General features: G+C 64.6%; 9 protein-coding genes. 3 read left to right on the forward strand and 6 right to left on the reverse strand.

Going from position 1 to position 11,732, the window contains the following annotated elements:
* The first annotated feature begins 268 nt into the window (after positions 1–268).
* Genes JNB89_RS01295 through JNB89_RS01305 form a run of 3 tightly spaced genes read left to right on the forward strand, consistent with a single transcriptional unit; the run spans position 269 to position 5,015 of the window.
* Entirely contained in the window at positions 269–2,617 is a 2,349-nt protein-coding gene (locus JNB89_RS01295) for an FdhF/YdeP family oxidoreductase (protein ID WP_220360953.1), read from the forward strand.
* Positions 2,604–4,001, forward strand: a complete 1,398-nt coding sequence (locus JNB89_RS01300) for a cytochrome ubiquinol oxidase subunit I (protein ID WP_220360954.1) — start codon at positions 2,604–2,606, stop codon at positions 3,999–4,001. The genes JNB89_RS01295 and JNB89_RS01300 overlap by 14 nt, the downstream gene beginning before the upstream one ends.
* A 24-nt stretch (positions 4,002–4,025) precedes the next feature.
* Positions 4,026–5,015, forward strand: a complete 990-nt coding sequence (locus tag JNB89_RS01305) for a cytochrome d ubiquinol oxidase subunit II (RefSeq protein ID WP_220360955.1) — start codon at positions 4,026–4,028, stop codon at positions 5,013–5,015.
* A 150-nt stretch (positions 5,016–5,165) separates the two neighbouring features.
* Here the strand turns inward: JNB89_RS01305 and JNB89_RS01310 are convergent, their stop codons facing one another.
* The 6 genes from JNB89_RS01310 to JNB89_RS01335 all read right to left on the reverse strand — a co-directional run bounded on the left by JNB89_RS01310 (position 5,166) and on the right by JNB89_RS01335 (position 11,711).
* Complete coding sequence (locus tag JNB89_RS01310; protein WP_013341372.1) at positions 5,166–5,579, reverse strand: DUF3331 domain-containing protein; 414 nt, start codon at positions 5,577–5,579, stop codon at positions 5,166–5,168.
* Between the two features lie 109 nt (positions 5,580–5,688).
* Positions 5,689–6,645, reverse strand: coding sequence for a helix-turn-helix domain-containing protein (locus JNB89_RS01315; protein WP_220360956.1), 957 nt, complete (start codon positions 6,643–6,645; stop codon positions 5,689–5,691).
* A 528-nt stretch (positions 6,646–7,173) separates the two neighbouring features.
* The gene (locus JNB89_RS01320; protein ID WP_013341374.1) at positions 7,174–7,851 is read right to left on the reverse strand and encodes a response regulator transcription factor; all 678 of its coding nucleotides are present in this window, start codon (positions 7,849–7,851) and stop codon (positions 7,174–7,176) included.
* On the reverse strand, positions 7,841–9,691 hold the full coding sequence (locus JNB89_RS01325) for a PAS domain-containing sensor histidine kinase (RefSeq protein WP_223216666.1): 1,851 nt from the start codon (positions 9,689–9,691) through the stop codon (positions 7,841–7,843). The genes JNB89_RS01320 and JNB89_RS01325 overlap by 11 nt, the downstream gene beginning before the upstream one ends.
* A gap of 442 nt (positions 9,692–10,133) precedes the next feature.
* Complete coding sequence (locus tag JNB89_RS01330; RefSeq protein WP_220361258.1) at positions 10,134–10,571, reverse strand: PRC-barrel domain-containing protein; 438 nt, start codon at positions 10,569–10,571, stop codon at positions 10,134–10,136.
* Between the two features lie 180 nt (positions 10,572–10,751).
* The gene (locus JNB89_RS01335; protein WP_220360957.1) at positions 10,752–11,711 is read right to left on the reverse strand and encodes a biotin/lipoyl-binding protein; all 960 of its coding nucleotides are present in this window, start codon (positions 11,709–11,711) and stop codon (positions 10,752–10,754) included.
* Positions 11,712–11,732: the final 21 nt, after the last annotated feature.

An 11,732-nucleotide genomic window follows, 5' to 3' on the forward strand; every position in this document is an offset into this window, starting at 1 on the left:
CGGCATGCGCAACGCGGTGCCGCTGCGCCCGCTTCGCACGGGCCTCGCCGCATGAAAACGATTATTGGCCGGACGCCAGCGCCGGTCTTTTCAGAAAGCCTTCGGGCTTTCGCAAACGCACGGCATGCACGGCGCATGCGTTGGGCACGGCCGCGCCCTGCTGCATGCAGCGTGCGAATTTGCAACGGGCGGGCAATTGCAAAAACGCTGCGCGTGAGCGTCACGCATTCTTGTGCGCATGTTCCCAACGAAACGCCAGGAAACGCTCATGGCCAAAAAGACAATCCGCATCTACAGCGACCCCGCCGGCGGCTGGGGCGCGCTGAAGGCAACCGGCGAGGCGCTCGCGCTGCAAGGCGTGGCCGTGTCCGGCACAAAGACGCTGCTGCACATGAACCAGCCGGAAGGCTTCGACTGCCCCGGTTGCGCGTGGCCCGACCCGAAGCACACGTCGTCGTTCGAGTTCTGTGAGAACGGCGCGAAGGCCGTGGCGTGGGAGGCCACCGTCAATCGCTGCACGCCTGAATTCTTTGCGCAGCATAGCGTCTCCGAGCTAGCCGCCTGGGACGACTACGACCTCGAAATGGCCGGTCGCCTCACCCATCCAATGGTTTACGACGCGGCATCCGATCGCTATGTGCCAATCGGCTGGGACGATGCATTCGCGTTGATAGCAACGCATCTGAACGCTCTGGAGAGTCCGGACCAGGCGGACTTCTACACGTCGGGGCGCGCGTCGAACGAAGCGGCGTTTCTCTACCAGATTTTCGTGCGCGAATTCGGCACCAACAACTTCCCTGACTGCTCGAACATGTGCCACGAGGCGACGAGCGTCGGCCTGCCCGAATCCATTGGGGTCGGCAAAGGCACGGTGCTGCTCGAAGACTTCGCGCAAGCCGACGCGATCTTCATCTTCGGCCAGAACCCCGGCACGAATAGCCCCCGCATGATGAGCGATCTGCATAGCGCCTCGCGGCGCGGCGCGAGCATCGTCTCGTTCAACCCGTTTCGCGAGCGGGCACTGGAGCGCTTTGCAGCGCCGCAGGACCCCGTGGAGATGGCCACGCTCGGCTCCACGAAGATCAGTTCGTTTCTCTACCAGGTTCGCGTGGGCGGCGACGCCGCCGTGCTCAAGGGCATGATGAAAGCCGTGATGGAAGCGGACGACGCCGCCCTCGCCGCGAACCGGCCGCGCGTACTCGATACCGCGTTCATCGAGGACCATACGCACGGCATTGAAGCGCTGTTCGCCGATTTGCGCGCGACCAGTTGGGACGCGATCGTGCGGCAAAGCGGACTGGCGCGCGCGGACATCGAAAACGCGGCGAAACTCTACATGCAGGCAAACAACGCGATCCTCGTGTACGGCATGGGGCTCACGCAGCATCGCCGCGGCACGGAAACGGTGCAGCAGGTCGCCAATCTCGCGCTGTTGCGCGGCAATATCGGTCGGCCCGGCGCAGGCGTGTGCCCGGTGCGCGGCCATTCGAACGTGCAGGGCAACAGAACCGTCGGCATTACGGAGAAGCCCTCGCCTGCGCTGATCGACGGCATCGAGCGGGCCTTCGGTTTCCGGCCGCCGGCCACGCATGGCCACGACGTGATCGCCACGATCGAATCGATGATGCGCGGCGAGGCCAGGGTGTTTGTCGCGCTCGGCGGCAACTTTGCAGCGGCCGTGCCGGACTGGATTCGCGTGCAGGCGGCCATGCGCAAGCTCGATCTGACGGTTCATATCGCCACCAAGCTCAACCGCAGCCACCTCGTGCACGGCAAGAACGCGCTGATTCTGCCCTGCCTCGGCCGCACCGAAATCGACATTCAGGCGGACGGCCCGCAATCCATCACCGTGGAAGACTCCATGTCGATGGTGCACGCGTCGGCCGGGCGCAACGAGCCCGCGTCGCCGCATTTGCGCAGCGAACCGGCAATTGTCGCCGGCATCGCGCGCGCGACGCTCGGCAGCCGTTCACAGGTCGACTGGGAACATCTTGTCGCGAGCTACGACCGCATTCGCGACAAGATAGAAACCGTCTACCCGATCTTCGACGCGTACAACGAGCGCATTCGCGTGCCGGGAGGTTTTCATCTGGCTTCGAGCGCGCGCGAACGCGTGTGGGCAACGCCCACAGGCCGCGCGAATTTCATCGTGTTCGAGGGACTCGACGAAGATCCGCACGAACACGATCCCGATGCACTGTGGCTCACCACGATGCGCAGCCACGATCAGTACAACACCACGCTGTATTCGCATTCGGACCGCTATCGCGGCGTGTTCGGCCAGCGCGACGTGGTCTTCATGAACGCGCGCGAATTGCACAAGCGCGGCCTGCAAGCGGGCGACCGGGTCGACATTCATACGCTCGCGAGCGACGGCATGGAACGCGTGATTCGCAATTTCAAGGCCATCGAATTTTTGCTGCCTGACGGTTGCTGCGGCGCCTACTACCCGGAGGCTAACCCGCTCGTGCCGCTCTATGCGTTCGACCCGAAAAGCCGCACGCCTTCGTACAAGTCGGTCCCGGTGAAGATCGCACGCGCCGCGACGCCCGCGGCCGACACCCCTCGCAAGCCCGCCACTGCCGCCGCCACGGGAGCCCAACATGCATCTGAATGACGTACTCGATCTGTCGCGCGCCCAGTTTGCGATGACGGCTATTTTCCATATCCTGTGGCCGATTCTCACGATCAGCCTGTCGGCGTTTCTCGTGCTGATCGAAGTGCTGTGGCTGCGCAGCGGCAACGTCGTCTACTACCGGCACGCGCGCTTCTGGAGCAAGCTGCTGGTGCTGAACTTCGCGGTGGGAGTGGTCAGCGGCATTCCGATGGAGTTTCAGTTCGGCACCAACTGGGCCGGCTTTTCGCGCTATAGCGGCGAGTTCTTCGGCAACATTCTCGGCTTCGAAGGTGCGATGGCGTTCATGCTCGAAGCCGGCTTCATCGGCGTCATGCTGCTGGGGTGGGCTCGCGTGCCGCGCGGCGTGCACCTGTTCGCGACCTGCATGGTGGCGCTCGGCTCGAGCATCTCGGCGTTCTGGATCATGGTCGCCAATTCGTGGATGCAAACGCCCGCGGGCATCACCGTGCAAAACGGCAAGATCGTCGTGACCGACTACGCGGCGGCGATCTTCAACCCCGACATGGTGTGGGGCGTGACGCACATGTGGGTAGCGGCAATAGAAACCGGCATGTTCGTGATCGCGGGTATCTCAGCGTGGAATATGCTCAAACGGCGCCATCCGGAATTTTTCGTGCGCTCGTTCAAAATCGCCTTACTGGTGCTCGTGTTTGTGACCCCGCTCCAGATCTGGCTCGGCGATTCGAGCGGCGGCAGCGTGTTTGCCACGCAGCCCGCGAAGGGCGCCGCCATCGAAGGGCACTGGACCACCAACAAGCCGGGCACTGCCGCCTCGTGGTCGCTGCTCGCGTGGCCCAATCAGAAAGAGCAGCGCAACGACTGGTCGATCGAAGTACCCGGCATGCTGAGCATTCTCGCCACGCATACGCTGCACGGCGAGGTCAAGGGCCTGTCCGAGTTCAAGCCCGCGGACCAGCCGCCGATGCTGCCTCTGCTCTACTACTCGTTTCGCGTGATGGCCGGGATCGGCTTCGCGTTCATGTTGCTCGCGTTCTGGACGGCCTTCGTCTTGCGCAGGACGCGCGCGAACCTCGAGCGGCTCCTCGAACAACGCAAGCTTCTCATCGCCTGGGTGCTGTGTATTCCACTGCCTTATGTGGCGGTCGAAGCCGGCTGGATCGTGCGCGAAGTGGGTCGCCAGCCGTGGGTCGTGTATGGTCTGCTGCGCACTCAGGACGCGGTTTCGAGCGTGGCTGCTTCGTCCGTGACGTTCAGCATGGCAATGTTTTTCGCGTTCTACGTCGTGCTGCTGGGCACATTCTTCGTGCTCGCGCGCGCCTGGCTGCGCGCGGGGCCCGACCTTTCCCTCAATCCGCCCGCACCGGTCAAGGCCGAAGCGCAAGCGGCCGTCACCGAATATTGATCGTTCACGCTGCGAGGCAAGTTTATGGACAGCTCTACACATGCAATGCTCGCTATCACCTGGTTCGGTCTGATCGGCCTGATGCTGGCGTTTTACGTGATCACCGACGGCTTCGACCTCGGCATCGGCATACTCAGTCTGCTGCGCAAACGTCGCGAGGATCACGACATGATGGTGCAGACCATCGGCCACGTCTGGGACGCCAACGAAACCTGGCTCGTCGTGCTGGGCGGCGCGTTGTTCGGCGCATTTCCGCTTGCCTATGCGCTGCTTTTGCAGGACCTGTACCTGCCGGTGATGCTGTTGATCGCAGGTCTGATCATGCGCGGCGCGGCGATCGAGTTCCGTCATAGCGTGTCGCACGGCCCGCTGTGGGACAAGGTGTTCGGCATCGGCAGTCTGGTTGCGGCCCTTGCGCAGGGCGTGATACTCGGCAAGCTCATTACCGGGCTCGCGCCGGGCGCCATGAGCGGCGTGTTCGTGGCCGTTTCCGCAATCGGCGTGGTAGCGGGCTATGCGCTGCTCGGCGCCACCTATCTCGCGAAAAAGACGGTAGGGTCGCTCGAGCAATGGTCGCGCAGGCTCGCCCTTCTCAGCGCTTTCATTACGGTCGCTGCGGCCGTGGTGCTGACTGCGGCGACATGGTTCATCAGCGAGGTCGGGCATGACCGCTGGACGCAACCGGGCGTGTTCCATTTGCTGAGCGCCCTCGGTGCGGCCGCGGCACTGGCGTTCGCCTTCATCATGGGCTCACTTTATCTGGGCAGCTCGAACGGGCCGTTTCGCGCTTCCGTCGCGCTCTTTCTGCTGTCGTTCGCCGGGCTCGCGGTGAGTCTCTTTCCGTATTTCGTGCCTGGCAAGCTCAAGGTTATCGAGGCCGCCTCCGATACGCCCACGCTCGTGTTCATGCTGATCGGCATCGGCCTGATCTTTCCGGTGATGATCGGCTATAACCTGTACCAGTACTATATTTTCCGCGGCAAAGTGGGAGCCGCGGCTCATCAGGAAGGGTGAGAAGAGCGGTGAAAAGCGCCGTGCGTGCGATGCGCGCGGCGCTGTCGTAGCGGCTTGAAGGTGTAGGCGGGTGCAGACGGGTGCGGGCGGGTGCGGGCGGCTGCAGGCAGATTCGCGCAGACGCATGCAGGTGCAGGCCCTCGGCTCAGATCAGGCAGGCGCTGCCTCGTTCATCACCGAGCCCAGAATCATCGCGCCCGCGTTGAGCGGGGCCGGCCTGCAAGGCCTCGGCTTATAGATCGCGTCGCCGCGCTGAATGGCGCGGCCGCTCATCGCGCAGACGCCCGCGTTGCGGGCGCGGCTTGCGTGCCACGTCTGGTCGCCGTAAGAGCAATGCGTGGAATCCCGCCATATCACCGTGGCCGTCGTTCTGCTCGGCCGGTCGATCACCTGAATCTGCACGTCGGAGCGGTGGCTGAACCCGGTGAGCCGCGCGCCGCTGCGGCTGGCGCGTTGCGAAGGCGCTGCGATTTCACCGACGCCTCGGCTTGCTCCGCCGGAGAGCGTGGACAACAGCCCAAGCGTCTGTTGCCACGGATCGTTGCCACCCGCTTTCGTCAGCATTGTTTCGCTCCCTTTATACCGATGAGTCCGTTAATCGTCACGATGCAGAGATACGTTGCATCGCAGTGCAGCGCCCGCGCTTGCGCGAACGCGTTGCCGGCAAATGCGCTCACTGACCGGCGTTGGCTTTCATCTTCCAGCAATGCGGCGTTTGCCCGACGAAGCGCTTGAATACCGTCGTGAAGTGCGCCTGTGAGCGAAAGCCGCAGCTGAGCGCAACGTCGAACACGTTGTGCTTCGATTCGCGCAGGAGCTGCTGCGCATGCTCGATCCGGCGGCGCAACAAATATTCATGCGGACGCATGCCGGTCGCGCGACGGAACTGCGACGCGAAGTGCATGCGCGTGAGTCCGGTGCTGTTGGCAATGTCCTCGAGCCCGATCGATTCGGCAAGATGTGCCTCGACGAATTCGAGTGCGCGGCTAAGCCGCCATGGCGGCAGCGGACTTGCCTCGCGACGCTGCCGTTGCGGCAGCGAGAAATGCCGCGCGATCACGCGCGACACGATGGCGAGGCTCACTCCGTCCGTGAACACCTTGCCGAGTGCGGCGTCGTCGGACTGTGAAACGGCGAGCGCCTGCGCGAGGCGCTCGAGCGCGGGATCGCACACGATGCCTGGCGCGTCGAGGCGGATCTCGCCGCCATGCGGCCGGCCGAAGGTGTCCTCGAAACATTCGCTCAGCACCTGCTGCGAGACGAACAGGTGCAATACATCGCCGGGCGCCTCGAAGGTCGCGCTGCACGGCACTTCTGGAGCGGTGATCTGCACGGCGCCCGCGGTCACTCTGCCGCGTACGAGCGTGCGGCCGGCATGAACGAACTGGAGCGACGTGCCTTTGAGGTTCATCGCAATGCAGTGGTGCGTGGTGCTTCCCGGGTTGGCGACCTCGGAGGGCTGCACGTCGTGACGGGTCCAGCGCGACACCAGTATGCCGCCCGGCTCTTGCGCGTTGAGCGCGTCTTCGCGAGGGCAGCGCCACTGGTGCTCGACACCTATCCGGCTCAGCTGGCTCCTCCTTGCGAATGCAACCGTGGGTTCAGGATACGACGTCGACGAACTGGTCATGATCTGGTCATCCGGTTAGTTGGGACACAGTGCCGGAGCACGATGGCGCTGCGTTGACGAGAAGGTATCGCGCGGCAAGTCGTGCAGCCAGCCCTACTTAGGTGTGGTCTCAATGACCTATGGTTGAGGCGTCCTATTCGCAGGTTTAGCCATGCCGCGAAGCGCGCTGGGGTGCTCAGCGCAGCCCCGGCGGCGCAGGCCCCGTCTTGCGCGCGATGATTGGTCACGACCCGGCCAGCCGCGACTCCGTGCGCAAACCGGCGGACCGCTCATACCTTCGTATGAGTCGGCAAGCCGCGTGGTGCGACCGCAGTGCCGGCAAGCAGCGCATTAGCGGCGCTGGGGCTTTGGCGGTATTCGCGGCGTCAGCGGCGTTAGCGGCTTTAGCGGCCTTAACGGCTTTAGCGGCTTTAGCGGTTTTAGCGGTTTTAGCGGCCTTAACGGCTTTAGCGGAACTCGCGACACTGACGACATTACGGCATTAACGGGACGAACGGCGCTAGCTCGATCCGTCCGTCACACGCATCGTCAGGCGTCGGACCTGCGCGCCGCCGCTTCGGTACGTCGCGGCAGATCGAGCCCGAGCGTCTCCGCTTTGCGCACGAAATCGGCAAGCGAGCGCGCGCCCATCTTGCGCATGGCCTGGCCGCGGTGAATCTTCACCGTGATCTCGCTCAGGTTCAGCTCGCCCGCAATCTGCTTGTTCATCAGTCCAGCGGCGACGAAGGCCATGACCTCGCGCTCGCGCGGCGTCAGCGACTCGTAGCAACGGCGCAGGTCGGCGACGGAGCGGCTCGCCGCGCGACGCTGCGCGTCGCTCGCCAACGCCTGCTCGACGGCGTCCAGCATGTCCTGATCGCGAAACGGCTTGGCGAGAAAGTCGGTGGCGCCCGCCTTCATCGCCTTCACTGTCATCGCGATGTCGCCGTGTCCGGTCATGAAGACGATGGGCAGGCCGAGTTGGCTCGCCGTTATCTGCTCCTGCACCGCGAGCCCGCTCTGCCCTTTCAGACGCACGTCGAGAATCAGGCAGCTCGGCACGTCCGGCATGTCGATGCTGAGAAATTCCTGGGCCGAACCGAAGGTCTGCACGTTGAGCCCGACCGAGCGCAACAGCGTGCGTAGGGCATCGCGCATCGATTCGTCGTCGTCGACCACATACACCATGGCGCCGGCGCCCTCTTCGACATGCGAACTACTGCTCATGACATTCTCCTTTATCGATGGGCAGGACGAACTGGAATACCGCACCGCCGCCTGCGCGCGGCTCGGCCCAGATGCGCCCGCCGTGCGCCTCGACAATCGAGCGGCAGATCGACAAACCCATGCCCATGCCTTCCGGCTTGGTCGTGAAAAACGTGTTGAAGAGCCGCGCGGCGTTTTCTTCGCTGATGCCGGTGCCGCAATCCTGCACGATCACATGCACCTGTGCATCCTCCAGCCGCCGGGTCGCGATACTCAGCCTGCGCGGCCCGGCCACCTCCGCCATGGCCTGCACGCCGTTCATGATCAGGTTGATCATGACCTGCTGCAATTGCACGCGGTCGCAACAGGCGGCAAGCGGCGGTTCGGCCAGGTCGAGCTCGGGCTCGATCCGGTTGCGCTGCAATTCGCGCTGTACCAGTTCGATCGACTCGACGATCACCGCGTCGAGGTCCACCGCCGTGGGCCGGCGCTCGCGTTTTCTCGCCATCGAACGGATCTTCTGGATCACGTCGTCCGCCCGTTTGGCATCGCGCACGATCTGCCTGAGCGACTGCGCCGCTTCCTCCAGCTCCGGAGTAGGCCGGTTCAGCCAGCGCAACGCCGCGCTGCCGCAGGCGGCGATTGCCGCGATAGGCTGCGCAACCTCGTGCGCAATGGACGCGGCCAACTCGCCCAACAGCGTGATCCGGGTCACGTGGGCGAGTTCGTCGTTGGTGCGCGCGAGCGCTTCCTGGGCGCGCTTCATGTCGGTAATGTCCATCAGCGCCGCCACGTACTCCTTGTGGCCGGACCGCGTTGCAGCGAGATGGGCCACGCAGTGAACGTGCTTCATGCTGCCGTCGGGCATGGTGAGCCGGTGTTCGATGTCGACCAGCGGCTCTGCACCCACGGTGTGTTCGAAGGCGCCCCGCACGAGCGCAAGATCGTCGGGATGAACGCGCGCGAGCAACGCGTCGATCGAGGGCCGCGTGTCCCGCGAGTACCCGAGGATTCGGTACGCTTCGTCCGACCACCACATCTCGCCGGCCGGAAAGCGCATCGCAATGCTGCCGGTCCGGCTCAGTTGCTGGGCGTCGCGCAGAAAAGCCTCGCTGCGTTCGAGCGCCTGCTCGGCCCGCTTGCGATCGGTAATGTCATTGTTGGTTGCGAGCACCGCGCGCGGGTTGCCTTTCTCGTCGCGCAGCAGCGCGGCGCGGCTCGCGATGACCACTACGCTGCCGTCGTTGCGCACGCGCTGCAGTTCGCCATGCCAGCGGTCGGCGCGCAGCAATTCGGAGCGCACCTGCTCGTCGGGCACGGGGTACGAGGTCTGCGTCAATTCCTGCAGCGACTGCCCGAGCGCCTCCTGCGCACTCCAGCCGTACAGGGCCTGGGCGCCGTGATTCCAGAACGTGATGCGGTCGTTCATGTCGTGAACGACGATGGCGTCGTGCGCGAGGTTGAGTAGTTCCACCTGCTCGCGCAGCGTCGCCGTCGCGGCCTGGATTCGCAAAGCGAGTATCGAGGTGGTCGCAATTGCCAGCAGGCTGACCACGCAGCGCGCGATCGCGCCGCTCGAATAGCTGTCGTCGTGCGAGATCACGAAGCCCAGCAACGTCAGCACGACGCAGCCCCACGCGGCCGCGACCGTGGACGAGCGCTCGCCGGTCGAAGCGACCAGCAGCACCGCGACCACGTAGAACACGGCGACGGCGATGTCGAGCGGAGTCAGCGCGTCGAGGACGAACACGCACACTGAGATGACGGCCGCCAGCGACAGCAGCACGTTGCGCTCGAGCGGCAGCGCGAGCGTGGGGTGAACGGACGTCTTCACGACCAGCGGGTCGACGGGGCGCCGCATGGCAGGATTTTGACGGAGCGGTTGAGTACGGACATCGCGTAGGTAACGGGCATTGGTTGACGAATACCGCAGCCTGTCCGTCGAACGACAGCCGCGTGGCTGTCAGCGCACCTCACACCGGACCTGGCAGCGAGCGATAGCTTTCATGGTGAAAGCGATCATGCACCGGGCGTCGCCAATCGCCTACTTATTTTTCCTTAAGCCTTCAAAAAAGCCTAGTGCCTGGCGCTGGGAGCACGGTTTCGGGCGGCTGCCAGCCGCTGCCAGTTGCTCGCGGGACGCCGCGCCGCCGTTCGGGAACGGTCAACTCGGTGCCTTGGTGCCTGGGTGCCTTGGTGCCTTGGTGCCTTGGTGCCTTGGTGCCTTGGTGCCTTGGCGGTTCGGCGCCTCCGCGCCTCCGCGCTCACCGCGCCGCCTGCCGCGGCGGCGCGCCATGCGGGGCTCAGTGATGGCCGAAGTCTTTGCGCGCGATAGGCACCGTGCGCACTTTCGCATACTGGAATGCGGGAATCGCTTTGACCGCTTCGCGGGTCGCGCCGGGCCACACGAGCTTGCCGTTCACGTAGTCCAGTTGCGACATCGGGATTGCCACGTCATGGTGCGACACGCCCAGAAACTGGTGAGCCGCCACGATACCGAACGAAACGGCGTTATCGGGCGCAATGATGATGTCGTGAAGCACGCCCACCTTCTGCCCTTCGTCGTTATAGATGCTCTTGCCGAGCAGGCTTTTCTTGACGCTCCAGCCTTCCACCACGAGCGCCGTCTGTTCGACGCTGATGCCGATGGGCTGCGCGCCCGCCACCTGCGCGCTGGCCTGCTGGCTCACCGCGCCCAATGCCGACACCGTCATCAATACGATTGCCCACTTTGCCTTCATCATGGTTTTCTCCAGAAATTGCGTTGAATGGAATTGCCTGTTTGCACGGCGGCGCCCGGCTTTGCCTTGAGCGGCGGGCGTCGCTGAACGCTACTTTGGACGCTTTGCGCGGAGCGCGTTTTTCGATTCGCACGATGCCGCGCCGGGCATGCCTTCAGGACATGCCTTCAGGACACGCCTTCAGGACGCGCCTCGCGGCCGCAGCGTAACGGTGCAGGTCATGCCCGTCGCGAGCCTGACGCCGGCCGGAATACGGTCGAGGTGAACCCGCACCGGCACCCGCTGGGCGAGCCGGACCCACGTGAAGACTGGATTCACGTCGGCGAGCAGATCGCCGCTGCTGGTCGGATTGTCGCGGTCGGCGATGCCCGAGGCGAGGCTGTCCACGTGCCCCTCGATGTCCGCGCCGCCCGACAGGAGCCGCACCACCGCGCGATCGCCGACGTGCACGCGCGGCAGCTTGGTCTCCTCGAAATAGCCGTAGACCCAGAACGAGTTCGAGTCGATCAGGGCCATGCGCGCGCTGCCCGCCGTCGCGAAGTCACCGGGATAAAGATTGAGGTTGGTGATAAAGCCGTCGGAGGGCGCGCGCACTTCGCTGCGCGCCAGATTCAGTGCGGCTGTCTGTTGCGCCACCACGGCTGCCTTGACGGCGGCTTCGGCGGCGCTGTAGGCGGCAACGTCGGCGGAATGGTCGGACGCGGCCTGGCTTGCGAGCGACGCGGAATCCAGCCGGCTTTCGGCCGAGATTACGTCGCCGGCCAGATTGGCGCGGCGCGCGGCCTGGGCTCGCTTCATAGCCAGGTCCGCGACGCTTGCCGCCATGCGCGCCTTCGCCTGAGCCATCTGCGCCTGGGCACGCGCCAGATCCGCGTCGGCCTGGGCAAGCGCGTAGTGAAAGCGCGCCGGGTCGAGCACGAACAGAATGTCGCCCTTGCGCACCCACTGGTTGTCCGCGACGCGCACTTCGCTGACCAGCCCTGAGACGTCGGTGGCAACCTGCACGACCTTGGCCCGAACCCGGCCGTCGCGGGTCCACGGCGAGTACATGTACTCGAGCCAGAGCAGGCGAACCAGCACGATCGCGACGACGAGCAGCGTGAGCGTGAAAGCCGCCCGCAGAATGGATTGCGTTTTCATCGAAGTGACCTGGCGTTAGCG

The organism is Paraburkholderia phenoliruptrix (assembly GCF_019511605.1).
GTDB lineage: Bacteria > Pseudomonadota > Gammaproteobacteria > Burkholderiales > Burkholderiaceae > Paraburkholderia > Paraburkholderia phenoliruptrix_A.

Excerpts from the sequence above, each read along its gene's own strand:
- JNB89_RS01295 (WP_220360953.1), top strand. The coding sequence starts at position 269 with ATGGCCAAAAAGACAATCCGCATCTACAGCGACCCCGCCGGCGGCTGG.
- JNB89_RS01300 (WP_220360954.1), top strand. The coding sequence starts at position 2,604 with ATGCATCTGAATGACGTACTCGATCTGTCGCGCGCCCAGTTTGCGATG.
- JNB89_RS01305 (WP_220360955.1), top strand. The coding sequence starts at position 4,026 with ATGGACAGCTCTACACATGCAATGCTCGCTATCACCTGGTTCGGTCTG.
- JNB89_RS01310 (WP_013341372.1), bottom strand. The coding sequence starts at position 5,579 with ATGCTGACGAAAGCGGGTGGCAACGATCCGTGGCAACAGACGCTTGGG.
- JNB89_RS01315 (WP_220360956.1), bottom strand. The coding sequence starts at position 6,645 with ATGACCAGTTCGTCGACGTCGTATCCTGAACCCACGGTTGCATTCGCA.
- JNB89_RS01320 (WP_013341374.1), bottom strand. The coding sequence starts at position 7,851 with ATGAGCAGTAGTTCGCATGTCGAAGAGGGCGCCGGCGCCATGGTGTAT.
- JNB89_RS01325 (WP_223216666.1), bottom strand. The coding sequence starts at position 9,691 with ATGCGGCGCCCCGTCGACCCGCTGGTCGTGAAGACGTCCGTTCACCCC.
- JNB89_RS01330 (WP_220361258.1), bottom strand. The coding sequence starts at position 10,571 with ATGAAGGCAAAGTGGGCAATCGTATTGATGACGGTGTCGGCATTGGGC.
- JNB89_RS01335 (WP_220360957.1), bottom strand. The coding sequence starts at position 11,711 with ATGAAAACGCAATCCATTCTGCGGGCGGCTTTCACGCTCACGCTGCTC.